Annotated in this window: 19 protein-coding genes; 7 read left to right on the forward strand and 12 right to left on the reverse strand. The window is 71.5% G+C overall.

Annotation, left to right across the window (positions count from 1 at the left end):
* Positions 1-3: 3 nt before the first annotated feature.
* The 8 genes from ACI6QG_RS10330 to ACI6QG_RS10365 all read right to left on the reverse strand — a co-directional run bounded on the left by ACI6QG_RS10330 (position 4) and on the right by ACI6QG_RS10365 (position 9186).
* Positions 4-1659 carry an efflux RND transporter periplasmic adaptor subunit gene (locus ACI6QG_RS10330; protein WP_407024470.1) on the reverse strand — a complete coding sequence of 552 codons (1656 nt, stop codon included), beginning with the start codon at positions 1657-1659 and terminating at the stop codon, positions 4-6.
* The gene (locus tag ACI6QG_RS10335) at positions 1656-2855 is read right to left on the reverse strand and encodes a TolC family protein (protein ID WP_407024471.1); all 1200 of its coding nucleotides are present in this window, start codon (positions 2853-2855) and stop codon (positions 1656-1658) included. The genes ACI6QG_RS10330 and ACI6QG_RS10335 overlap by 4 nt, the downstream gene beginning before the upstream one ends.
* A gap of 312 nt (positions 2856-3167) precedes the next feature.
* The gene (locus ACI6QG_RS10340) at positions 3168-3725 is read right to left on the reverse strand and encodes a hypothetical protein (RefSeq protein WP_407024472.1); all 558 of its coding nucleotides are present in this window, start codon (positions 3723-3725) and stop codon (positions 3168-3170) included.
* A gap of 441 nt (positions 3726-4166) precedes the next feature.
* Positions 4167-4724 carry a hypothetical protein gene (locus tag ACI6QG_RS10345; RefSeq protein WP_407024473.1) on the reverse strand — a complete coding sequence of 186 codons (558 nt, stop codon included), beginning with the start codon at positions 4722-4724 and terminating at the stop codon, positions 4167-4169.
* Between the two features lie 53 nt (positions 4725-4777).
* Positions 4778-6097, reverse strand: a complete 1320-nt coding sequence (locus tag ACI6QG_RS10350) for a GIY-YIG nuclease family protein (protein WP_407024474.1) — start codon at positions 6095-6097, stop codon at positions 4778-4780.
* Positions 6098-6177: 80 nt separating this feature from the next.
* Positions 6178-6405 (reverse strand): hypothetical protein, encoded by a 228-nt coding sequence (locus ACI6QG_RS10355; RefSeq protein WP_407024475.1) that lies wholly within the window; start codon positions 6403-6405, stop codon positions 6178-6180.
* A gap of 38 nt (positions 6406-6443) precedes the next feature.
* A complete protein-coding gene (locus tag ACI6QG_RS10360; protein ID WP_407024476.1) occupies positions 6444-8696 on the reverse strand; it encodes an AAA family ATPase in 2253 nt (750 codons plus the stop codon).
* 73 nt (positions 8697-8769) lie between these two features.
* Positions 8770-9186: a DUF6634 family protein gene (locus tag ACI6QG_RS10365; RefSeq protein WP_407024477.1), complete on the reverse strand. Its 417-nt coding sequence runs from the start codon at positions 9184-9186 to the stop codon at positions 8770-8772.
* A gap of 248 nt (positions 9187-9434) precedes the next feature.
* Here ACI6QG_RS10365 and ACI6QG_RS10370 point away from each other — a divergent pair, with 248 nt between their 5' ends.
* The 3 genes from ACI6QG_RS10370 to ACI6QG_RS10380 all read left to right on the forward strand — a co-directional run bounded on the left by ACI6QG_RS10370 (position 9435) and on the right by ACI6QG_RS10380 (position 12104).
* Positions 9435-10031 (forward strand): helix-turn-helix domain-containing protein, encoded by a 597-nt coding sequence (locus ACI6QG_RS10370; protein ID WP_407024478.1) that lies wholly within the window; start codon positions 9435-9437, stop codon positions 10029-10031.
* Between the two features lie 481 nt (positions 10032-10512).
* Complete coding sequence (gene mobC / locus ACI6QG_RS10375; protein WP_407024479.1) at positions 10513-10959, forward strand: plasmid mobilization relaxosome protein MobC; 447 nt, start codon at positions 10513-10515, stop codon at positions 10957-10959.
* On the forward strand, positions 10956-12104 hold the full coding sequence (locus tag ACI6QG_RS10380; protein WP_407024480.1) for a relaxase/mobilization nuclease domain-containing protein: 1149 nt from the start codon (positions 10956-10958) through the stop codon (positions 12102-12104). Before mobC ends, ACI6QG_RS10380 begins: the two co-directional genes overlap by 4 nt.
* Here the strand turns inward: ACI6QG_RS10380 and ACI6QG_RS10385 are convergent.
* Positions 11994-12449 (reverse strand): helix-turn-helix transcriptional regulator, encoded by a 456-nt coding sequence (locus ACI6QG_RS10385; RefSeq protein ID WP_407024481.1) that lies wholly within the window; start codon positions 12447-12449, stop codon positions 11994-11996. The two genes, ACI6QG_RS10380 and ACI6QG_RS10385, sit on opposite strands and share 111 nt — an antisense overlap.
* Before the next feature lie 116 nt (positions 12450-12565).
* Here ACI6QG_RS10385 and ACI6QG_RS10390 point away from each other — a divergent pair, with 116 nt between their 5' ends.
* Together ACI6QG_RS10390 and ACI6QG_RS10395 are read left to right on the forward strand one after the other, a co-directional pair.
* Positions 12566-12937: a hypothetical protein gene (locus tag ACI6QG_RS10390; protein ID WP_407024482.1), complete on the forward strand. Its 372-nt coding sequence runs from the start codon at positions 12566-12568 to the stop codon at positions 12935-12937.
* Entirely contained in the window at positions 12937-13368 is a 432-nt protein-coding gene (locus tag ACI6QG_RS10395) for a hypothetical protein (RefSeq protein ID WP_407024483.1), read from the forward strand. The genes ACI6QG_RS10390 and ACI6QG_RS10395 overlap by 1 nt, the downstream gene beginning before the upstream one ends.
* Positions 13369-13459: 91 nt before the next feature.
* Here the strand turns inward: ACI6QG_RS10395 and ACI6QG_RS10400 are convergent, their stop codons facing one another.
* From ACI6QG_RS10400 to ACI6QG_RS10410, 3 genes are read right to left on the reverse strand one after another with little or no spacing between them, the layout of a single operon-like run.
* Entirely contained in the window at positions 13460-16810 is a 3351-nt protein-coding gene (locus ACI6QG_RS10400; protein WP_407024484.1) for a DEAD/DEAH box helicase family protein, read from the reverse strand.
* A 3-nt stretch (positions 16811-16813) separates the two neighbouring features.
* A complete protein-coding gene (locus ACI6QG_RS10405; RefSeq protein ID WP_407024485.1) occupies positions 16814-17980 on the reverse strand; it encodes a restriction endonuclease subunit S in 1167 nt (388 codons plus the stop codon).
* Entirely contained in the window at positions 17977-19515 is a 1539-nt protein-coding gene (locus tag ACI6QG_RS10410; RefSeq protein ID WP_407024486.1) for a type I restriction-modification system subunit M, read from the reverse strand. Before ACI6QG_RS10410 ends, ACI6QG_RS10405 begins: the two co-directional genes overlap by 4 nt.
* 430 nt (positions 19516-19945) lie before the next feature.
* Here ACI6QG_RS10410 and ACI6QG_RS10415 point away from each other — a divergent pair, with 430 nt between their 5' ends.
* Both ACI6QG_RS10415 and ACI6QG_RS10420 read left to right on the forward strand, forming a co-directional pair.
* Positions 19946-21031 carry a dsDNA nuclease domain-containing protein gene (locus tag ACI6QG_RS10415; RefSeq protein ID WP_407024487.1) on the forward strand — a complete coding sequence of 362 codons (1086 nt, stop codon included), beginning with the start codon at positions 19946-19948 and terminating at the stop codon, positions 21029-21031.
* A 113-nt stretch (positions 21032-21144) separates the two neighbouring features.
* The gene (locus tag ACI6QG_RS10420) at positions 21145-22764 is read left to right on the forward strand and encodes a hypothetical protein (RefSeq protein WP_407024488.1); all 1620 of its coding nucleotides are present in this window, start codon (positions 21145-21147) and stop codon (positions 22762-22764) included.
* Positions 22765-22954: the final 190 nt, after the last annotated feature.

A 22954-nucleotide genomic window follows, 5' to 3' on the forward strand; every position in this document is an offset into this window, starting at 1 on the left:
GGCTCAGCGCACCTGCGCCACCAGGCCGGCGCCCTGGACGACGATGCGCCGCCCCGGCTCGATGCCCGCCGTCACCACCACCCGCGCGCCGTCCAGCGGCTGCACTCGCACCGGGCGCGGCGCGAAGCGCTCGGCGCTGGTGTGCTCGTACACCACGGGCGGCCCCTCGGCGGAGCGCACCACTGCCTCGGCCGGCAGCACGATGCCCTCCACGTTGCGGCGGGTGCGTAGCAGCACCACCACCGGCGCGCCGATCGCGACCTCGCCGGGTGGGGCCAGCACGCGGAAGTTCAGCGGCACCGCCTGCTGGCGCACCGCCAGGCCGCGGCCGGCGAATTCCAGCTCCAGCGTGCGGCCGTCGCCCAGCACGGCGCTGGCGCCGGCGATGCCTTCCAGCCCCGCGCGGTCGAAGGCCAGCGCCTCCACCCACAGCCGCGCCGGGTCCACGATCTCGAAGACCGGCACCTGGCTGTCCACCAGCTGGCCCAGCGCCGCGCGCACCACCGAGACGACGCCCGAGACCGGCGCCACCAGCGCCTCGCGTCCCGAGAGCGCCGGCTGGATGGCGGCGCGGCGCTGGCGCGCGCCGGCGAGCTCGGCCTGCGCCTCGGAGATCTCGCGCTCGGAGACGGAGCCGCGCAGGGCCACCAGGCGGCGCACCCGCGCCTCCAGGATGGTGAGCTGGGCGTCCAGCTCGGCGGCGTTCTGGACCAGCGCGCCGCGCTCGGCCGCGGAGTAGGAGGGCGTGACGTAGGCCAGCACCTGGCCGCGCTCCACCCGCTGGCCCAGCGTCGGCAGGCCGCGCTCGCCCGGCTCCAGCCGCCCGGGCTGGGAGGACTGCACGCGGCCCGACGCGTTGGGGTCCGGCACCAGGGTGCCGACCATCTGCGTGGTCGCCAGCGCCTCGCCGCGCGCCGCCACCTGGGTGCGCACGGTCAGCAGCCGCTGCGAGGCCTTGGGCATGAAGACGGTGCCGTCATCCATCCGCCGCGGCGGCTCCGCCACCGGCTGGGCCAGGGCGGGCTGGGCAGCGGCGGCCAGCGCCAGCAGCAGCGCGGCGACGGGGGCGGCGACGCGGCGGCGCTCCGGCGCCGGCGCGGCGGTGGGCGGCTCGGGCTCCACCATCGGCGGCAGCGGACGCGGCGCGGCGAGGCGGCCGATGCCGATGCCCAGCAGCAGCAGCGCCAGCCCGCCGCCCAGCAGCACCGGCGCCTCGCGCAGCGCCTCCAGCCAGCCATGCGCCTCCGCAGCATCGGAATGCGGGGCGGGCACCTCCAGCGCGCCGGTCAGCAGGTCCATCTCCTCGCCCGCGGTCACGCTGAAGATGAGGTCGAGCGGCCCGGGCTGCGCCAGGCGCGGGTGGCGCAGCGCGAAGACGCCGATGCCCAGGCGCTCGGCCGCCACCTCCTGCCCGTCCAGCGTTACGGACAGGGCGCCGTCCACCGGCGCGTTGTCCGCCCAGCGGTCGAGGTGCAGCAGCAGCACGCCGCCGGGCTGGAGCACGCCCACGATCTCGAACAGCTCGCTCTCGGCCTCCACGCGCGGCAGGGCGTTGCCGGCGGCGGGCTTCTCATCGTCGTGGCCCTCATGGGCGCGGGCAGGGGCGAGCAGGGGCAGGACCAGCAGCGTGGCCAGCAGCAGGCGGCGGAGGATGGTCACGGTTCGACCCCGAGGATCTGGTTGATGACGGAGGCGGCGCGGTCGCGCTCCACCCGGGCGCGGCGCCGCTGGGCGTCGGCCTGGGCGAGCTGGGCGCGGGCGCGCGTCACCTCGATGAAGGGCAGGTTGCCGCCGCGGAAGGCGGCTTCGACCAGCCCGGCCTGCTCGGCCAGGGCGCGGTGGCGCGCCTCGGTGATGCCGACCAGCGCCTCCGCATCCTCGCGCTGGGCACGGGCGCGGCGCTCGGCGTTCTCGAAGGCGCGGGCGACGGCGAGAAGCTGCGCCTCGGCCGCCGTCGCTTCCGCACGGGCGGTGGCCACGCGCTCCTGCACGGCCGGGGCGTAGGCAAAGGGGATGCGGATGCCGATCACCGGGCGGTCCCGCCATTGCTCGCCGAAGCCGTCGCGCTCCCGCCGCCAGCCCGCGAAGACCGTGGGGCTGGCGCGGTCGCGGGCCTGGGCCAAGCGTTCCTCGGCCCGCGCGAGGTCGAGGCTGGTGCGCGCCAGTGCCGCCTGCGGCAGGTCCCGCAGGGCGGCGCCGGGCACGGCGTGGCGGGCGATGGGCTCCGGCCCGCCCGCCCCCGGATCCTGGCCGGTGAGGGTGCGGAACGCCAGGGCGGCGTCGCGCGCCTGCGCCTCGGCCAGGCGCAGCGCCGCCTCGGCGTCGCGCTCTTCCGCCTGGGCCACCAGCAGGTCGGTGCGCGGGGCGTTGCCGCCGCCGACCTGGCGCGCGGTGTCCCGGGAAAGGCTGCGGGCGGCCGCCAGCCGGGCCCGCGCCGCCTCGCGCTCCGCCAGGGCAAGGGCCCAGGCCCAATAGGCTTCGCGCAGCTCGCCCGCCAGGGTGATGCGGGCGACGCGCAGCCGCGCCTCCAGCTGCGCCTCCTGCGCGGTGACGCTGCCGCCCAGGGCGCGGCGCTCGCCGGGGAGCCAGAGCGGGACGTCGCCGCCGAGCTCGAACTCCTGGTAGCCGGTGTTGCCCGGGTTCACCTGGGTGCGCCAGGACGGCGCGATGGTCGGGGCGCCGGGCAGCGTCGCCTGCGCGCCGCGGCGGCGGGCGGCGAGCACCTCCCGCTGCGCGTCCAGGGCGCGGATCTCGGCGCTGAGGGTGACGGCGGCGGCGAAGCCCGAGCGGAGATCCGCGGCCTGGGCCACCACCGGCAGCGCGGCCAGGATGCCGGCCAGGGCCCAGATGCGCATCGCCACCACCGTATCGCCTCCTGCCGGGACCGTCCTGGCGGGGTGGTGCCACCGGGCACATGTCGGCGCGCTGCACGATCGTGACAAAACATTGCAGGTGGCGTCGGTCGGCGAAGAGCGGGATAGGGGGCGGGGTCAGAGGGGATCGAAGCTGCCAGCCGTGCGCCAGGGCCAAAGCGGCAGGGTCTTCCCGCTGGGGAGACAGGTCGCCGCCCAATGGGAGTGGAGGCAGGCGCTGCAGGGGCAAGAAAGATAGGCTGCGCTCCATGAGAGCGCAGCCTCTTGCTCCTGCAATCTATCTTCGTTGGCGCGTCAGGCGGCCCGCTTCCACGCCTTGAGGCGCTCCGAAGCCCCGTGCATCAGTGCCCGGCAGTACCCCATCATGGCAGGCCAGAGCGGCGCATCCGGATGGCCCAGCAAGGCTTCGAGCGCCACGCAGACCGCGACGTGCTCGGCCACGCTGGGCCTCCTCCGGGCGCATTCCTCGCAATGGCACGACTGATGCATGGCGTTGATCATCGCCGTCCAGTCAGGGGACGTTCCACGTCGCACGCCCCAGCACATCACGGCGACATCGCCGGCGAGGTCGAAGGGCAGCCGGTGCATGCGCTTCATCTTCCGCATGGCGGCGCGCGGGACATTGATCGTGGACGACCAATCCATCCCGCCTCGCACGTTCGGGTCCGGCTCGACTGCCAGGGTTGCCGTGACCGGCGTGACACCCATGAATTCACCAAGGGCGAGAGGGGCGGCGCGGTAGAGCGCATTGAAGCGCCGGGCATGCGCCGAGACACGGATGGGAGACGACATCAGACGTGCCGTGCGTTCGTTGTTCAGGGCCGGAGCCAGATGGGCAAGTGGGTTGTGCATGGTCGATCCTTTGACCGCGATGACGGGAATGAGGGGTTGGATGGCATCGGCTGAAGCCGTTCACGTGCGGTGGAGCGCGTGCCGATCCCGCGGATGAAAGCCCGGGCAGGCCACCCAAGGATCCCCGTCGTCTCCGAGACGCCAACCAGGATGACGCAGGGCGGCATCGCATCCGCGCGGTGCCCGCGGCACCGCGCAGCAAGCCGATCCGTGGCGGCACGGGCTGCTCGAAGGGCGCTGCGGAGGTGGGTGCGGTTCTCACCAACCATCATCGAATGCATACGCCACTACGGGCAAGGAAATCGCACATGCGATTTGGACGATTCCCGTCCCTGTGCCCCATGTCGGGACCGCGCGGGATCAGGATGAGAGTGGGACGTCGGCGATGGCGCAGGCGACGGCCTTCGGCTGGCGATGGACGTGCTGGTTCCCGAATGCCACTCACCGGGAGTCGCGCGTCGGCACGCGCAGGGTGCGCATATCCGGGCCTGATCCGGTGCGCGCCTCGTCCCCACGCCCATGCGGTATGGCGAAGGTGGCGTCCCTGCCGCCCACGCTGTCCAGCATGACCATTGGAGGTGAGACGTCGAAGCGCTGGTCCATGATGCTGCGTCCGGCGGCCATTGCGCCCAGTCCACGGCGCAGGTGTGCGAGGTCGTCCAGCGATACTGAGGTGATCACTCTGATCGGCGCCCATCCCTGCCTGATCTGGAGCCGGTTGCGCCGCCGCAGCCAGCGGGCGCTCTCCCTGGCGTCCTGGCACAGCACCTGCAGCGCCGTGGCCACGCCGAGCAGCACCGACAGCCGCAGCAGTACGCCCTCCGGAAGAATCACCACGCGCCCCCGCCGGGCCTGCATCCTCCAGGTCAACCATGTCGCTGGCGCCACGCCACCCAGCGCCGCGCACTGCTGTGCCGACGTCAGGCGCCAGGACCTGGCAAGACGCAGGAGGGCGCGCAGGCCCGGCCCTGAGAAGCGGATCCGGTCGCGGCGGCCCATCCGCCGCCAGCCGTGCCGACGCGCTGAACGGGCGCCGCTGCGATGATCGGCAGTCACGGCCTTTGTCCGCGCCGCGTCGCCCCCTCGCTACCCATCGGCGCCCGTCCACCGACGAGCCCAAGTGCCCAGCGCAGCGCCGGTTGCCCCGCGCTCGCGCCGACCAGCCGAAGCCGCCGCCGAATGCCCTCCTCGCTCAGCCTCTCCGCCCGCAGCGGCTGCAGTTCGGGATCGTCCTGGACCAAGCGGGCCAACTCACGCTGCCCACCACTCAGGACGCGCCCGCCCGGTATGCGGACGATGATCACGGTGCGCCGGTCCGCGGTGGGCGCCAGCAATTGGGCGAGCAGTGCGCCGCCCGGCATCGCCGTTGGGTCCGTGCCATGGCGTTCCAGGCCGCGCAGCCGGTGTTGCAACGTCGCGAAGGGCATATCCGTGCGCGCGGCAAAGGCGCGCAGTGTCAGCTGTCTTGGTCCCGCCGGGCCATCCGGATCAGGAAGCAGCACGACCCGCCGCCCCTGCTTGGTCTGACCATGGCGCCGGCGATCGGCGGCGAGGTCGGCCTGCGCGCCGAGTCCGGCCTGCCTGGCCCGGTGCAGGCGCGAGCGCAGCGTCGGCACCGGCGCCAAGTCGGCGAGGTCGCGCAGGTGCCCGTGCCGCCGACCATGGGCCACGACCCCGCCGATGCGCTCGCCCCGCCGGTCGCCGTGCGGCGCCACGCCCAGCGCCTCCTGCACCGGCCAGCCCAGGCCGACGCGGGCATGCGCGAGGCCGAGCGCGGGCACATGCAATCCCTCAGTGGTCCAGGCCGTCACATGCGCCGGTGACGCCGCCTCCCACTGCGCGCGCCACCATGCGCAGGCCTCGCCGAACGACGCGAAGCCCCGCACCCGGCCATCCGGCCCGCGCAGCCGCGTCTGGCGGCTGTTGCCCGGCCCACCGACCGAGGCGCCGCCCGGCATCTGGTTGAAGCCGCCCGGTGCCGCCGTGGCCAGCGACGCAATCAAGTCCTTCTCCCGCCACCGGGCGGCCATCACGTCCGGCACCATCTCCAGCACTGTGATGGAAAAGGCCTGTTCGAGGCTGTCGCCCCGCTCGCGCGCCGCGCGCATGGCGGCACCCAGCGAGCCGTGGCGGTGGCGATGCCCGGCCCGGCCCGCGTGGTACCAGTGCGCCCGCAGGCGGGCCTGCTCTGGCCGGGCGGTGAGCCCGACATAGCCCCGGCCCGTGGCGATCTCGGTGACGAGGTAGAGGCGGAACGGCCCTTCGACCGGTGCCGCGCCGGTGGTGGGCACGCCCCGCGACGACGGCAGAGGCACGGTGCCCGCACCCTGCATTTCGGGTGACGGCTGGCGGATCGTGATCGTCTCCGGCAACGCTCTCAAGGACGTTGCAGCCGATACGTCCGTGGTGGGCGGCACGGGCAGGTCCGTCCTGGCCAAGGAGCCGCGTCGGGTCATGCCCGCGCCCCCACCTCGAGCCAACCCAGCACGGTCCGCAAGTCCTGCTCCACCCTGAGCATGCGCCCGCCGCCAATGAGCATCACCGTCGCCCCGTCCGCGGTCTCGCACAGCGCCGCGACGGCGGATGCGCAGAGTGCGTGACAGGTGCCATCAACGTCGCGGATGATGATGAAGCGCCCGATCCGGGTGCCGTCAGCCAACGGAGCCACCATCGAGTTCATCCCCGTATCCTCCCCACCCTCTCGAGACACCGCACCCCTCATCGCCGTGCCTCCCCGGCCTGCGCGGCCTCCGGCTCGTCTGCATCGGCGGCGGGGTCGCTGATGCCGTGCGCCCCCAGCAGCTTGGCGATGGCCTGGCCGTCCAGGCGGCCCGTCCCCAGCAGGGTGCCAGCGATGTCGTTGACCAAGGCGGTGTTCGCCCTGACAAGGTCGCGAGCGCCCGCATAGGCGCTCGTCAGGAGCTCCTGCACGCTTTCTCGCAGATCGGGAGGCAGCAGCGCCCGCGTGCCGGGGTCCGACAGGTGCTCCGGCGGCCCGTGCCAGCACAGCGCCTCCGGTTCGCAGCCGACCCCATGCGCGCCCAGCAACGTCAGTGCCATCCTGGTGGCGAGGGCGAGATCGGACTGCGGGCTGCCACCCGCGCCGGAGGACGCGACGCCCAGGAGTTCCTCCTCGGCTGCCCGCCCTGCCAACTGGGCCCGCAAGGTCAGCCACAGGCTGCGCGGCGTGTGCAACGGCGGCACGGCCGGGTTGCGATCGGGATGCAGCTCGGTCGCCCCGGCGAGCGGCCCGCGCAGGGTGAGGCGGGCTTCGAGCACGCAGCCCGGCGCGGCTGCCTCGTAGGCGAGGACATGCCCCGCCTCGTGAATCGCGGTCCGATGGCGCAGCGCGGGTGTGACCGGCGGCCGCCCCGGTCCGAGGACTGTCCGAAGGTCCGCGGCGGTCACGCTCCGGCCCTGGGCGGCGGCGCGCCGCCGGGCATCGCGGCACCAGCGTTCGACCACCGCACCCGTCGCCTCGCGCTCGAGCGCGGCATGGCCGAGGTCCAGCAGGTCGTCCTCCGAGACGGGCATGCCGTGATCGACACTTCCGTCGCCGCCCCCACGCCCGCGGCCGAGATGGACCCGTAGGATCTCCACAAGCGCCTCGGCGTCGGGCAGCGGCACGGGGATGACCTCCTCGAGCCGCCCGGGCCGGAGCAGGGCAGGGTCCAGGTCACTCGGATCGTTGCAGGTGCCCACCACCACGACACCATCGCGCGGCAGGGCGCCGTCCAGCAGCTCCAGCAGCCCATTGACCACCTGCAGCACGTAGTCGCGGTGCCGGTGCCGGATTGAGGCGCGGGAGGGGAAGCTGTCGATTTCGTCGATGAGCAGCACGCAGGGCGCCTGACGTCGGGCGGTGGCGAAGCAGTCGCGCATACTCCGCAGCAGATCGCCCAGGTGTCCGTCCCGGCTGCCTTGCCACTCCGCGAGGCTCCCGGTGACCAGCGGCACCTCGGCCTCGGCGGCCATGGCACGGACGATCGTGCTCTTGCCCGTGCCGGGCGGTCCGGCGAGCACGGCACCGCGGCACAGCTCGGTCCATGGCAGCGCGCCGGACCTGTAGGCCCGGAGATCGGCCGCGACCTGTCGCGCCCACGGCCCGGCGGCGCCCATGCCCGGCAAGTCGTCCAGCCGCACCTCCCGCCGCAGGTCGCGCCGGGCTACGGGCCGCGCTGCCCCGCCATCGCCCTCCGGATCGGCCTCCTCCGTCCAGGGTGCGTGATGGGGGTCGAGCATCCGGTCGAGGTGATCGAGCATCTGCTGCGCCGAGATCCCAGGGCGGTCGGCGAGCAGCAGGTGCAGCGGCAGCACCTCCGCGGCCCGGCCTGCCAGCCCTGGCGGCACGATGGGCAGGGCGGCATGCGGGACGCTGCCCTCGGCCTCGCCGCGCAGCAGCAGGGCGAGGTCCGCGAGCAGGGCGGCGTCGGGCAGGCCGACGCGCAGCCCCTGCTGCACGCCGAGGCGCACCGTCGGATGGACCATGCCGGGGTCGGCGGCGAGCACGTGGACCGGACGCCCCTGGGACAGCGCGCTGAGGAACTCGGCCTCCGCCATGCGCGGCGCCGCACCGCGGACGCGGATCACATACGCGCCCCGGCGGGAGCCGATGCGCTTGCCTTGCTGCTGACGCACCCGCACCGCGACCAGCCGCGGGTCGCCCAGCTCGCGCTCCAGTGCGGCGACCTCCCCCCGCTCGGCCTGGCGGTCATGCTCCTCGGTGACGCACGACCAGGCGTAGCCGACATCGTCCAGCCACTCGAGCGAGGGCATTCGGAGCAGGGAGATGCTCCTCGGGGCAGCAGCCGTCGCCAGGAAGCCGGGCCGGGTGGCGAGGGCACGCCGGAGCAGGAGCAAGCCGCACAGGCTGGCGGCGCCGCGCTCCCGGCACAGCGCCTCCGCGGTCGGGGGCTCATTGTCCGGCAGGGCGACATCATCCAGGTGCAGGCCAGCCTCGAGTTCGGCCATGGCGTTCCGCTCCGCCTCATCGTCGAAGACAGCCTCGTCGTCCTCCGTGCCCGACCATGTCTGCTCCCTCGGCTCAGCCACGGCGCGGCGCTCCGGCCTGGGGATCGGGCTGCCCGAGCACGTAGAAGCGCGACACCGTCCTGACCCAGGAATGCGTGGGGGCATGGACGATGACGGGCGAGGTGGAGACCGGCCCGTCGGGCAGGCGGGGATGGCCCTGGACGGTGCCGACCAGGAAACCGACGGGCTGCTGGTGCCAGCGCCAGCCCTCGAGCAGCGGGGCCGCGGTCAACTCGGCGGGCGTGGGCGCCGTGTCGGCGGCCATGCGGCGCAGGTCGGCGGCGAGGGTCTCGTAGCGCGCGGCGGCGTCGTGCAGGGCATGGGCGCTGCGCTCGATGGTATTGGGCGAGAGGATCAAGGGCATGGGCATCTCCGGGGCCAGGGCGGCGTGGACGTACCGGTAGCCCGGGTGCGGGATGGAAAGCAACACGAAATGTATTGAACAGATACACGACAATTGGCGGGCACACCCGGCCGCCCGGTCCATCCACCGCCGGGATGAAGCGGTCGGTGTCACGTGGCGCCAGCGAGGGCGCCGCGCCAGCGCTGCCAGTGCGCGGTCGCGCCATGGTCGGTCTGCCGGGCGCCGTGTCCGGCTCCCCGCGACGCCGGAGGCAACACGCCGAGATGCACGGTCCGTGTTATCGCTGCTGGAAGTAGCGGAGGCGGGAGGGCAGCATGGCCATGGCAGGAACCAAGGGCACACGGGCCAAGCAGGGCGGCGGCAAGGGCGGGAACGAGACGCCCCGTCCAGCCGAGATGCCGCCCGCCGCCGATGATGCTGGAGCACTCCCCCCGTTCGCGCAGCGGCTACGCGCCCGGGCCAGGCATCTCGGTTTGTCGGACGCCGAGGTCGCCCGGCGCGCGGGCCTGGGACAGCCGCGGTACTCCAATTACTCGAACGGCATCCGCGAGCCCGCCTTGGACGTATTGGTCGCCATCGCCCGGGCGCTCGAAACCACGCCCGACAGGCTGCTCGGCGTCGCCGCCGACATCGACACCGCCCAGCCGGGCAACGGACCTGCCGACCAGCCCCGCCTGCACCGTGACCTCCAGGATCTCCTCGATCTCGTGGCGCTGCTGCCGCCAGACCGCCACCGCCTCGCGGTGGCACTCTTGCGCGCCGTGCTGCACGAGGGGGCGGGCGGCGGCGGCGGGGAGACCGCGTCCCGAGGGACGGGCGCGATCGCGTCCAAAGGTACGGCCGCCGCCGCGAAGGGTGCTGGCCGCCCCACCCCGTCCAAGCGGGCCCGGACACCCAAGTCGTCGCGGTAGGCGGGGGCATTTTTCTGGGATTTTCCGGCGTCCCGCCTCGGCCGGTGCCGAGTGGAAACTGACCCGGGCCAAGGATGCCTCGCAGTGGCCCCTGCCGCGAAGACGCCTATCCCCAGGCCATGACGTCTGCGAGATCCGGTCTCTTGCAAGCCTGGGCTTGAGCCTGATGCCAGGGGTCATCGGTGGGGATGGCCGCGGGGAGCCAGGCTTGGCGGTTGTGCCTACGCGGCACGGCGCCAGTCCGGCAGGCAAGAGCCCGGGACATGCTGTCCCGTCCGCCGCGGCACCACCGGTGCACCTCTGGGAGACCAGGGCGATGGACCATGGTGGGCAAGCAGCGGACGGGGGCGGCAGCGCCGCGACAACGGGGGTGCCGCACCCTGCGGGCAGGGTGCCGGGAGGGCGGGCGCAGGGTGCCGGGACGGCGCCGGCAGGGGCAGGGCGGGGTGGGCGCACGCCGCCTGGCGGTGACGACGGCCGGGTGCTGCGGGCGGATCGGCTGCGGGTGCGGGTGCTGCCGGATGAACTGACCCGCTGGCGCCAGGCGGCGAGGGACAGCGGCGCGGCGAGCCTGTCGGGCTGGCTGCGCGCCCTGGCCGATCAGGCCGTGACGACGGGCGATGACCCGCGCGCCTGGCGAGCCGACCTCGACAAGCTGGCACGGGACCTCAATGCGGGCGTCGGGGCGAACGTCAACCAGATCGCGAAGGCTGTGCACGAGGCGCGTAGGCGGGGTGGTGACGCGGCGCAGAACCGGCGCATCGCCCAGGCGGCAGACGCGCTGGCGGCGCTGGCCGCGGACCTCGCCGCCCTGCGCGCCGACCTCGGGGCCGTGCTGCGACCCAGGCACGGACGGCGAAAGCCTCAAGGCGGGACGACGACCCCGCGGGCAAGGACCGGATCGTCCAGGTCGGGAGCCCAGTCATGATCATCGCTGCCACCCGCATCCGGAGCAGCAGCGGCGCAGGCCCGGTGCTGGACCACGTCCTGCGCGGCGACGGCAACGACCGCGTCGCAATCGTGCAGGGCACGGAGGCCGATGTCGCCGACATGGTCGCCACCGCGCGTCATGCAGGCGCGACCTATGCCGTGCGGCACTACACGCTCTCGCCCGCAAAGGAACTCAATGACGCGGATGCCACAGACATCCTCCACGCACTTGGCACGGAGTTCGGGTTCGACCCCGCCGCCGCGCTGCTGGTGCGCCACGACAAGGGACGGGCCGCCACGCGCCTGACCCGCAGGACTGGCGCGCCCCTACCACCGGAGGCGGAGCGGGCCGACGTGCATTGGCATGCCCTGGTGGGCGAGGTGGACCCCGTCACTTTGCGCGTGCTCGACAGCCGCCACTGGCGCGCCCGGCACGAGAAGGTCTCCAGGACCGCGGAACTTCGGTACGGGCACCCCGTCGTGCAGGGGCGCTGGAACCGGGCGGTCCTCGATCACCTCGATCGCGGCGATGCCGACCAACGTCGCCTCGCCGACCGTTTGGTGGCGGCCGGGCTGCGCGAGCGTGTCCGGCCGCGGGCGGTCTATTCCAGCGACCAGCGCCGGGCGCTGGAGCGCGGGCGGCATGACCATCGCGGCTCACCGCTCGACCTGCCCCTGCTGGTTCACCAGCTGCGCGGCGCCTGGTACGACCCGGCCGTCCGTGATGCAGAGGCTCTACGGCAGCGTCTGCGCGGACTGGGCGTGCGGGTGGCCGTCGTCCCGAATGGGAGCGCCATCGGAGCTGCCGACAATCCCGGATCGAGCAGAGGCCGTCTCGTCCTGGAGGGCTGGGACCGCGCGGCGCAGCGCCTCTACGTGGTCGGCTCGCTGCACCGACTGCTGCGCGAATCCCCTGCGAAGATCACGGCACGGCTCGCCAGCCTTGCCCTTGTGCCAGCCGAGGCGGGTGCGCTGCCTGCGCAGGAGAAGCGCATCGCAGGCAACATCCCATCGTCACGACCGACCTCGCCATCACCCGCCCGAGGCGTCATCGGTCCCATGGGTGCGCGCCCGCTGCCCGCGCCGCCGCGGCGGGTCCGGCAGGGCGTTGTCGGTGAGCCCAATCCCAGGCCCGGCCGGTAGGTCCGGGGGAAAGCGCAGGCCCGGACCGGGATGTCCGTCATCAGCGCCAGCCGCCCCGGGTGTCAGGACTACGATGCCCGCCGCCTCGAAGGCGGCCTGCACCCGCGCGAGGTTGCGCCGCTGCAGCCTGGAATGTCCCCGCTCCCAGTCCGCAATGGCGACCCGGCTGACGCCGCACCGGTCGGCGAGGTCGTACTGGCTCCACAGCAGCGCCGCGCGGGCGGCGCGGCTCAGCGGCGCCGTGATGAGGGACAACGCGGGTCGGTTCAGCCCTGGCTCGGGAAGAGCATCTCCGCCGTCAAGATTCTTGTCGTACCCATGATCTGCTTTTTCTGTTGACGTCATGGGAATGCCGTACCAGATATAGCGGACCGATGCACTTGTATCGGAGACGGCAGGACCGGGCGCGGCAACGCCCGGTCCTGCCTGACCACCACGATGCTCACCGAAGGAGCATGATGATGGCTTATGCCAACGATACCCCCTGCACGTCCGGGGGGCCAAGCTCCCTGCGCTCGCTGGGCTTCCTGCTGCCCCTGCCGCGCACCGTACCCGTCACCGGCGCCGTGAGCGCCCTGGGCCTGTGCGAGGGCGCCAGCGCCGTCGTCCTGCCCGTCAGCCACTTCGAGGGGCCGGGGGTCTATTGGGTGGACCCCGGAAAGCCGCGGTTCGTGCGGGTCACCGACCTGCCGGGCAACCTGTTCTGCCTGTCGGACGACCTCGTGGGCGGGCATCGCCGTGTCCTGGACAAGGACGCCTTCGAGGAGGCGGTGCTGGGGCGGTTCCTCACCACCGTGCGCGGCCGCGTCCTCCGCCACGGGGAGGACGCCTGATGCGCGGCCGACACGGCGCGGGGCGGCCCGAGCCGCGCGACGGGGTGGCGGGGACGGCGATCTCCACCCCCACCACACACGACACGCTGCTGCTGCGCCTGTGCGCCAGCGCGCAGGCGCAGGCCGACGAGGCCGAGCGCCTGGGGCGGGTCATCGACCGCGCGTCGCGTCTCGAGGCTGCCCGGCTGGTGGGTCTGCTCGGTCGGGCGCAGCGCTCGGCCCACACGCTGGCGGAGCAGGCTGTGATGTTGCGCCCGCGGACCCTGGAGAGCCTCGCGGCGCTGGCTGCGCTCGCGATCCGCTTGGCGGATCGCGACGAGGATGGCCGCTGCGCGGGGGTCTGCACCAGCCGCTGCCTGCCCATCGCCGTGCTCGAGCATGTGGTGCGGCTGGAACACCTGGGCAGCGTTCCGCCGCAGACGCGGGCCTGACCGAACTCCGGCTGGGCCAAAGCAGCCCGTCGGATCCTTGCCGGCCGGGCCAGCGCGCCCGGCCGGTGCGACTGCACCCACACGCCGCGGTTCACGCCACCGCCCGCTGTGTCACCTCGTTCAGGATGCCGATGATCGCCGCCGCATCGGCCTCGGGGAACACGCCGTCCACGCCCAGGGCGCTCAGCCGCGTGTAGGGGCTCTCGTACAGCCGCCCGGGCTCCACCACGCCGCTGCGCGTCAGGTCCTCGATGATGATGCCCACGAACTCGATCTGCCGGGCGTTCAGCGTCTTGCCCGCCAGGAACCCCGCGAAAGCCTCCTGCGCCGCCGCGCGGTCCAGCCCGACCAGCGAGCGCACGAAGATCCCCAAGCCCTGGTCCTTGGCCCGCTCCAGCTCCGGCGCCGTCCCGGCCTCGGCCAGCATGCGCTCCAGCTCCGCCAGGTCGGTCGGCGTCAGCGGCAGGTTGCGGCGCAGCTTGTTGATGGCGACGTGGTCCTCGTGCGCGCGCAGGAAGGCGCGCGCCGCCTCGCGGAACTTCGCGAAGGCGTCCTCCCGCACGAAGCCCGCGAAGGGCACCTCCACCCCCTCGCCGATCTCGTCGGCGAAGTCGGTGTAGAGGACGGGCAGCCGCCTCGCCTCGATCAGGTGCATCAGGCCGCGCAGGCGGCGGCGGGCCTCCTCGGCCTCCGGCGCCGTCAGCCCCTCCCACCAGCCTTCCCCCTGGATCTGCGTGATCAGCCCGATCTCGGCGGCGATGGCGGGGATGGCGGTGGCCTCGGCCAGCGCGGCGGCGATGTCCTGCACCTTCTGCTTCAGCCGCGCCAGCCCGGCCTCGGCGCCCAGCAGGCAGAGCTGGAGGCGCAGCATGTCCAGGTCGAACAGCTTGGCCTCCAGCCGCTCGGGCTCCAGCTCCGTCGGCAGCCCGGCGATGTCGGCGGCCAGCGCCTCCAGCTCCGCCGCCGCCGGGGCCGCCCAGGCCGGGGCCTGCGCGAAGGCCTCCACCAGCCGCCGGTGCGGGCGGACGATGAAGTTGTGCACGTTCATCGCCGCCACCTCGGCGCGCAGCGTTTCCGCCAGGCCGGCGCGCAGCGGCGCATGGGCCTCGTCCGGCGCGGCGCCCAGCGCCCCCACCAGCGCCAGCCGGGCGCGAAACAGCCGGGTGGACAGGCTCTCGCCCATCGCGCCCTCCACCGTCGGGCCGTCCTGGCTGAAGAACTCCAGGTTCTGGCAGACGTCGAACACGAAGAAGAAGCGCTTGTCCTGCCCCGGCCCGAACAGGTCGGGCCGCAGCCGGGTGCCGCGGCCCACCATCTGCCAGAACTTGGTGCGCGAGCGCACGGGCTTGAAGAACACCAGGTTCACGATCTCCGGCACGTCGATGCCGGTGTCCAGCATGTCCACGCTGATGGCGATGTGCGGCGCCTTGGCGGGGGCGGAGAAGTCGTCAATCAGGCTCTGCGCGTAATCCACCTGCACGTCTATCACGCGGGCGAAGTGGCCGCGCAGCTTCGGGTAGTTGGCATCGAAGCGCTGCTGGATGAATTCCGCGTGGTCGTGGTTCCTGGCGAAGATGATGGTCTTGCCCAACCGGTCCCCGCCCTCGACCTTCTGGCCATGCGTCATCAGGTGCATCAGCACCTTGTCCACCGTGTCGGCGTTGAACAGCCAGCGGTTCAGCGCCTCGGCCTCCACCCGGTCGGGCGGGCCGTCCTCGCCCCATTCCGTCTCCTCCCACTGCTCGCGCTCCCCGGGCGGGAGCTGGTCGTAGCGGATGCCCTCGCGCTGGAAGCGCAGCGGGACGGAGACGGCGCGCATGGGCACCAGGAAGCCGTCCTTCACCGCCTCCTCCAGCCCGTAGGCGTCGGTGGGCATGCCGTTTTCCAGCCCGAAGACGCGGTAGGTGTTGGCGTCCACCTCGTCCTTGGGCGTGGCGGTCAGCCCCACCAGCAGCGCGTCGAACCAGCGGAAGATGGCGCCGTAGCGGCGGTAGATGGAGCGGTGCGCCTCATCCACCACCACCAGGTCGAAGAAGCCCGGCCCGAAGCGCCGCCCGCCCTCGCCCGCATCCTCGATCAGGTTCAGCATGGTGGGGTAGGTGGCGACATAGACGCGCCCCTGCGCCGCCTTGTCCTCCAGCAGGTTGACCGGCGCGGAGTCCGGCAGGTGCGCCTTGAAGGCGTTGACCGCCTGCTTCACCAGCGCCGTGCGGTCGGCCAGGAACAGGACGCGCTTGGCCCAGTTGCAGCGCATCAGCAGGTCCGCCAGCGCGATCACCGTGCGGGTCTTGCCCGCGCCGGTGGCCATCACCAGCAGGGCGCGGCGCCGCCCCTCGCCCTCGAAGGCCTCGGCGACGCGGCGGATGGCGCGGGTCTGGTAGGCGCGTTCCACGATGGTGCCGCTGATCGGCGCATCGGCCAGGCGGCGGCGGGAGGTGCGGCGCTGGATCATCAACGCCAGCTCGTCCCGCCGGAAGAAGCCCTGCACGGGGCGCGGCGGGGCGTGGGTGTCGTCCCACAGCCAATGCTCGTAACCGTTGGAGCAGACGATCACCGGGCGCTGGCCGAACATGCACTCCAGGCAATCGGCGTAAAGCCTGGCCTGCTGCTGGCCCTTGGCCGGGGAATGGCGGGTGCGCTTGGCCTCGATCACCGCCAGCGGCCGCCCATCCTCCCCCCACAGCACGTAGTCGCAGAAGCCCTGGCCGCAGCCGCCGGGCATGCCGGTGACGGGGACTTCCCGCACGCCCGGCGCGTCGGGGTCCCACCCGGCCTCGCGCAGCAGCACGTCCAGGAACAGGTCGCGCGTCGTCGCCTCGTCGTAGTCATGCGTGTCGGGGCGCGCGCTGCTGGCGGCGACGGCCTGGGCCACCTGGGCGCGCAGCCGCGCCACCTCCTCGTCCAGGCTGGCCTTCTCCGCCATGGCGTCGCGCAGGGCGGCGTCCTTGGCCGCGAGCTCGGCGGCCAGGGCGCGGAGCTGCTCGATGCTCTTGCGCGCCACGGCAGCGGCGGGGGGCGGCAGCAGCGCGGGGTCGAAGCGCAGCCCATCGGGCGGGGGCTGCCCTTGTGCATAGGTGCGGGCCAGCCAGAAGCAGAGATGAAACAGCTCGCCCAGGGCGGCGCGGGCATCGGCCTCGGGGAAGGACTTGGGGCTGTGGACGGCGCGGTTGCCGGTGGATTTCAGCCACAGCGCCTTGGCCTGGATGGTGGGCCCGGCGACGGCGCGGAAGGATGGTTCGTCCACCATCGCCGCCAGCCCCTCGCCCCAGGGGCGGGACAGGCGGGCATCGGCCTGGAACACCCAGGCCATGAGGAGTTCCAGGCAGCGGCGGGCGTGGAAGGCGCTGGCGCGGGCATCGGCACGGGCCAGCGCCTCGGCCCGCGCGGCGGCGGCGTGCAGCTCGGGCCATCCGGGCAGGAGGAAGCCGAACTGCGCGGCCATGCGCTACAGCTCCCCGCGGAAGGCGCGGTGCTGGAGGGCGGCGAAGAGGGAGTCGAGGTGGTCCATGGCCCGGCGCATCACATCACGCATTTTCTGCACCTCCTTCATCCGCATTGCGAACGCTTTCTGCTGCTCGACGGGCGGCAACGGCACGGGCAGCGTCCGCAGGTCCTTCCAGTAGATCGCATAAACGCTGGTCGTGCCGGATTTCCTGTTCTCAAGCCCTTGCTTCAGGGCGGGGGTTCGCATCGCCGCCAGCACGTATTCCGCTTCCACGCCGTCGCGGAAGCGGATGCGCATCAGGTTGTTGTTGAACAGCGCGGTCTTGTCGCTGCGGAAGATCGCGCTCTTGCCTACGAGCTCTCGTGAGTTGCGCGTGTTGAACAGGAAATCCCCATCCGCAAGGGAGAAATCCGCCACCTCGCTTGCCGTGGCGAAGGTCCGGGTGGAGCGGGTCAGGTCGAGTCCGCCCTCGCGCGTGATGGCGTCCATCTTGATGTAGCTGTGCGGATGTTCCGCGCCCACCTCCGTGGCGGCGCGCACCAGGCCGATACGGCTGTCGCTGACGATTGTGTCGAATGGCACGGATGAATAGTTGGTGGCGCCCGGCTCCAACGTGCCGAACATCGCGGTGAAGATGGCGCGCGCCATCTCGTCGAGCGTCGCCAGCGCCTCGCGGCGCTTCGCGCGCAGGGCGTCCGCTTCGTCGAGGATGTCGGCAATGCGCTTCTGCTCGGCCTCGTCGGGAAGCACCACTTCCAGCTCACGCAGGACATCGAGCGTGATGCCCTTCACGGTGGCGCCCGTGGCGCGCCTCTCGATGTCTGGCCCCCGGTCCAGCAGCAGATGCAGCAGGAAGCGGGCCTCGATGCCCGGCTTGGGCAACAGCGCCTTGAGGTCCTGGTTGATGGCCACGGGGATGGTGTTGATCGCCGCCTTGCCGACCGCCATGCGTGTCGGCACGATGATGGCGCCCGCCGGGATCAGGTTGGCGGCGGAGTTGCGCAGCCCGGCCTCGGTGATCGTCTCCTTGGTCGTGCTGATGCTCGCCGTCTTGAAGTCCTTGACCGACGCCCACGGGATGCTGCCGCCCCAATAGGCGGGGTTCTCACGGCTCGGCGTGCCGCCGCCCTTGATCGTCACCAACTCCCCAAGCTGAACGGTGCTCACCCCAGCATCCCCTCCAGCTTGCGCATCCCCGCCGCGATCTCCCCCTCCAGCCGCCGCAGGTCAGCGAGGATATCGCCCGGCGCGCGATGCGCCGCCGTTGCCCGCACCACCTTCTTGTAGCGGTTCAAGGACAGGTCCCAGCCCGCCGCCGCGATCTCCGCCTTCGGCACGCAGAAGCTCTGCGCGGTGCGCGGCCGCGCGCGCTCGCCGCCCGCGCGGTCATTCCAGCGCGCCAGCACGTCGGGCAGGTTGTTGCGCGCGTGCTCCTCCGCCGTCAGCGGCACCGCCGGCACGGGGCCGAGCTTCGCCTCCGGCAGCAGGGGCTGGCGCTTGTCGTCCAGGCTCCAGCCATCCGCCGCCATGTCGTGGAACCACACATCGCCGGTGCCGCCGCTGTCCGTGCGGGTGAACAGCAGGATGGCGCAGGAGACGCCGGCATAGGGGCGGAACACCCCCGCCGGCAGGCTCACCACGCCGTCCAGCCGGTGCTCCTCCACCAGCAGGCGCCGGATTTCCCGGTGCGCCCTGGAGGCGCCGAACAGCACGCCGTCCGGCACCACCACCGCGGCGCGGCCGCCGGGCTTCAGCAGCCGCAGGAACAGCGCGATGAACAGCAGCTCCGTCTTGCGGGTCTTCACCACCGCCGCCAGGTCCTTCGCCACCGCGCCGGCGTCCAGGCTGCCGGCGAAGGGCGGGTTGGCCAGCACCAGGGAGTAGCGCCCGACATCCCGCGCGTGGTCCTCCGCCAGGCTGTCGCGGTAGTCCACGGACGGGTCCTCGATGCCGTGGGTCATCATGTTCATGGTGCCGATGCGCAGCATGGTGCGGTCGAAGTCGTAGCCGTGGAACATGTCGTGGTGGATGTGCCGGCGCGTGGCGGCGTCCAGCAGTGCCTCCGGGTGGTGGCGGAACAGGTGGGCGGCGGCGGCGGTGAGGAAGCCGCAGGTGCCGCTGGCGGGGTCCACGATCACGTCGCGCGGGGTGGGGCGCGTCATCTCCACCATCAGGGCGATGATGTGGCGCGGGGTGCGGAACTGCCCGTTCTGCCCGGCCGAGGCGATGCGGCCCAGCATGTGCTCGTAGATGTCGCCCATCAGGTCGGCGTCATCCAGCGGCAGGGCCTCCATCATCTCCACCACGCGGGCCAGCAGGGCGGGGGTGGGGATGGTGAGGCGCGCATCCTTCATGTGCCGCGCGAAGGCGGTGTCCGTGCCACCGAGGCCGCGCAGGAAGGGGAAGACGCGGTCGGCCACCACGGCGAACATCGCCTTCGCCTCGAAGTGGCGGAAGCGCGACCAGCGGAGGTCCTCAAAGGCGCGGCCCTGCCCGTCCGTGCCGTCGGGGAAGATGCGGCGGGCCATGGGGCGGCCGGTGCGGCTGGCCTTGCGCTCCTCCAGCGTGTGGAGCTGGTCCAGGCGGCGGATGAAGAGGAGGGAGGTGACCTGCTCCATCACCTCCAGCGGGTTGGCGATGCCGCCGCTCCAGAAGGCATCCCACAGGCGGTCCACCTGGGCGCGCAGCTCGCCGGTCAGCATGGGCGGGGAGAGGGGATTCGCATGCGGGGGATGGTAGGGGCGGCGGGGGGAAATGCCAGGGTGGCGGCGGGGGCGTGCGACCGGGGGTGACGGGGGCTTGGTGTGGGATGCGGCGGCGCCGGCGTGCGGAGGTTGGGCGGTTGGCGGCCATGGCCCGATAGCGGCCAGTCTGCTATTGGTTGGGCCGCAGAGTAAAGCAGGCGTCGCCTCGCTGGTCGCGCTTAACGCGCTCTCAACAGGCAGTTTTTTGGGGGGGGGGGAATGCTGCCTCCGGTGTCCAGAGTAAGTCAGGCTGCAACAGCGTGCCTAGTGAGCGAGATCCCGAAACCGGTGCCCTGGATTCCAGAGGAGAGGTAGCGCGAGAGTAGGTCTTGTCGGGCCAGCGCAACAGCCTCACGATGATAGACTGAGACACTAAACCAGTGAGAACATGACAGCCCTTGCAAGCGCCATTCTCGCAGCGCAGCCGAGAGAGAAGGCTGGCGCCAGGACCGGCGCGCGGTTCGCTTTCCAAGTCCACGCATCTCTCGCCAAGCTCCTAGAACTGCACGAGGAAGGTGCTGACTACCGCGCCCTATTCGACCACTTCGACGACCTGACGATCCTGGTGGGATCCTCCGAGCCCACCGACCTTAGGTTCTACCAAATCAAGGGCCGGGAGCCTGGGCCGTGGAAGACGGCGCATTTCTGCAGCGCTTCGGGCGATGCGCCGCGCACCACGATCGGCAAGATGTACCACCACACCATCTCGTTCAGCGAACAGGTCGACGCCACTATCTTCCTCACCAACGCGCCGTTCGAGTTCGCGCTGGCCGCCGGCGGGAACTCCACGCCGGATCATATGGTGCTGGTCTTCCCTGATCTCGCGCCCACCGCGCACGCGGCGTTCGCCAAGGCGCTAGAGCCCGACTTCGCCTCGCCGCGCACGCCACACGAGGGCGACATCATCCGCTTCGAGCGGACGCGCGTGCCGCTGGTCGGCTACGACACCTTCGTGAAGGGCCGGCTGGTAGAGATGTTCGATGATCTGCCCGGCTCCGCTATCGCCCCACTGTACCGCACGCTGGTAGCGGAGATTACGGCGAAGTCAAACGACACCACGGTGTGCGCCACGATCGAGGATCTCTACACCCGCAAGGGCCTATGCCGCGGCGACGTGGAGCACGTACTGTCCGAGGCCCAGACGCACCGGAACATCCTTGGTCATTGGGAGAGCGTAGATGCCGAGATGAAAGCGGCGGGCCGATCGCTGCCGGTGCGGCTCAAGGCCCGGATCGCCGTGACGAACTACCTCCGCGACCGATCCAAGCGCATGCCGGAAACGTTCGCACTACACGGCGCGCTCAAGGGGGCTGCGGCGTCCGCCGCCTGCACCATGTCGGGGGCCAAGACCCTCTGTGACGCGGCGGCCCATCTCGAGGGCTTAGTGGATCCCAACCTGAAGGCGGCTTATGATGATGCCACATGGGAGGCGGCGCTTCTCGTCGAAGCGTTCGATACGGTGAATGGTCAATGATCGCGACTACGGCCTACGTCGGTTGTTGCTGAGCCTCGGGGGACGACGTCGTGCGCACGATGAAGTTTCGAAGGCTCTATCTGCTCTGACGCGAGAGACGCCGCGCGTTCACGATGGAGTTTGGCCCGGGCGCGACGGTGATCCAAGCACCGAACGGGTTCGGCAAGTCCGCGCTCCTGAAGAGCCTGTATGATGCCTTCGGTGCCGAGCCGCATCGCGTCGACGATAGGTGGAAGTCCGAGCGTGTCGTCACCGCGGTCGAGTTCACCATTGATGGGGTGGTCCGGACGATCGTGAAGTCCGGCGGCATGTACGCGATCTTCGACGAGGCCGGGGTTTGGCAGTTCCAGACAAGCTCGGTGACCTCTGGGCTGGGCCCGTACCTTGCGGAGCTGCTGGACTTCCGCCTACTCATGATGGATCAGCGGCAGAATGTGCTGGTGCCGCCCCCGGCCTACGCGTTCGCGCCGTATTACGTGGACCAGGACAAGAGCTGGACTGAGGCCTGGGTACCGTTCACCGGCATGTACCTCCCGGACAGCGCCAGGACCCTTGCAGACTACCATTCCGGATTGAAGCCCAACGAGTACTATGTCGCGCGCTCCGAGCGCGATCGGATGTTGCGCGAGCTGAGCGAGGTGGAGCTGCGCCGCCGCGGGCTAGTCAACGCCGTCGACCACTTGAAGGAGACGGCGCCGGATCTCGCGCTGCATCTCACCCTTGCGGACTTCGAGGACGAGACAGCGCGCCTCGTTGAGGAAAGCCAGCGGCTCCACGAGCGGGAAGTCGAACACCGGGAGAAGCTGGCCGAGCTGGCTGAGGTGCGCGCGCTGTGGTCGGCGCAGCTCGCCGTAGCCCGCGCCGCGCTGAGCGAGCTCGACGAGGTGTTCGCCAGCTCGACGCACCAGCCAGTCGACGTGGAGTGCCCGAGTTGCGGCGAGCACTATTCGAACGACATCGCGGCGCGCTTCAAGATCGCCGCCGACGGCGACAGCTTGACCACCGTGGCGCAGCAGGCGCAGGAAGAGATCAAGAAGACCAGCGCTGAGATCGAGAAGGTGCGGCTGAACGTGTCGGCGGTCGCCGAGGCGATCGTGCGGGTACAGGCGGTTCTCTCGACAAGACGGCGGGACATCAGCCTCGGCGACGTTGTGGCGGCGGAAGGCAGGAACGCCGCGACCCACGTGCTGCGCCAACGCATCGACGAAGCGGATACGGCGATCGGGCATCTCACTTCACTCATCAAGGAGCGCCGCGCCGAAATGCGGCGGCTGCTCGACAAGAAGCGTGCGCAGTCGATCATGGACTACTACTTCAACCAGCTTTACAGGGTCGCTCAGCGGCTCAACGTCGGCCTTGAGAATGGCGGATCGATCGCTTCGCCGCCTCGAGCGCGAGGAAGCGAAGGTCCGAGGGGACTGACGGTCTATTACTACGCATTCCTCCACACTGTCAGGGAGTACGGCTCGGCAACCTTCTGCCCGATCGTGGTCGACGAGCCCAATCAGCAGGGGCAGGATGGCGAGCATCTTCCGGCCATCATCCAGATGCTTGTCGCGGATCGTCCCAAAGACAGCCAAGTAATTCTCGCGGTGAACCAAGCCGTCGGCGTCTCCTCGGACGGGGCGGCCATTATCCCCGTCGGCCAGGCGAGGAACCAACTTTTGAGCGAGGAGGCCTATGACAAAGTGGCGGCCCACTTGGTGCCTCTCCTGACCAGGATGGTGCAGTAGGGGCGAGCGCTCGCCGCTCGTGAGCAAGCCTGCTCCCATCAAGGTCAATCGCGCGCCTGTCCTAGGTAGGGAACCAATACAACCCATTGAATCGTTTGTGCGTTTCGCCACTGATTGAGGTTCAGCGGTGGAGATTGGCCATGGCGCGGTTGTTCTGGTTGTCCGAGCAGGCGTGGACGGTGCTGGAGCG

This window comes from Sabulicella flocculans (assembly GCF_045449635.1).
Classification (GTDB): domain Bacteria; phylum Pseudomonadota; class Alphaproteobacteria; order Acetobacterales; family Acetobacteraceae; genus Roseococcus.

Coding starts and splice junctions, on each gene's coding strand:
- ACI6QG_RS10335 (WP_407024471.1), bottom strand. CDS start 2,855: ATGCGCATCTGGGCCCTGGCCGGCATCCTGGCCGCGCTGCCGGTGGTG.
- ACI6QG_RS10340 (WP_407024472.1), bottom strand. CDS start 3,725: ATGCACAACCCACTTGCCCATCTGGCTCCGGCCCTGAACAACGAACGC.
- ACI6QG_RS10360 (WP_407024476.1), bottom strand. CDS start 8,696: ATGGCCGAACTCGAGGCTGGCCTGCACCTGGATGATGTCGCCCTGCCG.
- ACI6QG_RS10390 (WP_407024482.1), top strand. CDS start 12,566: ATGGCTTATGCCAACGATACCCCCTGCACGTCCGGGGGGCCAAGCTCC.
- ACI6QG_RS10420 (WP_407024488.1), top strand. CDS start 21,145: ATGGAGTTTGGCCCGGGCGCGACGGTGATCCAAGCACCGAACGGGTTC.
- ACI6QG_RS10370 (WP_407024478.1), top strand. CDS start 9,435: ATGGCCATGGCAGGAACCAAGGGCACACGGGCCAAGCAGGGCGGCGGC.
- ACI6QG_RS10410 (WP_407024486.1), bottom strand. CDS start 19,515: ATGCTGACCGGCGAGCTGCGCGCCCAGGTGGACCGCCTGTGGGATGCC.
- ACI6QG_RS10355 (WP_407024475.1), bottom strand. CDS start 6,405: ATGAACTCGATGGTGGCTCCGTTGGCTGACGGCACCCGGATCGGGCGC.
- ACI6QG_RS10385 (WP_407024481.1), bottom strand. CDS start 12,449: ATGACGTCAACAGAAAAAGCAGATCATGGGTACGACAAGAATCTTGAC.
- ACI6QG_RS10395 (WP_407024483.1), top strand. CDS start 12,937: ATGCGCGGCCGACACGGCGCGGGGCGGCCCGAGCCGCGCGACGGGGTG.
- ACI6QG_RS10380 (WP_407024480.1), top strand. CDS start 10,956: ATGATCATCGCTGCCACCCGCATCCGGAGCAGCAGCGGCGCAGGCCCG.
- ACI6QG_RS10345 (WP_407024473.1), bottom strand. CDS start 4,724: ATGGGCCGCCGCGACCGGATCCGCTTCTCAGGGCCGGGCCTGCGCGCC.
- ACI6QG_RS10400 (WP_407024484.1), bottom strand. CDS start 16,810: ATGGCCGCGCAGTTCGGCTTCCTCCTGCCCGGATGGCCCGAGCTGCAC.
- ACI6QG_RS10415 (WP_407024487.1), top strand. CDS start 19,946: ATGACAGCCCTTGCAAGCGCCATTCTCGCAGCGCAGCCGAGAGAGAAG.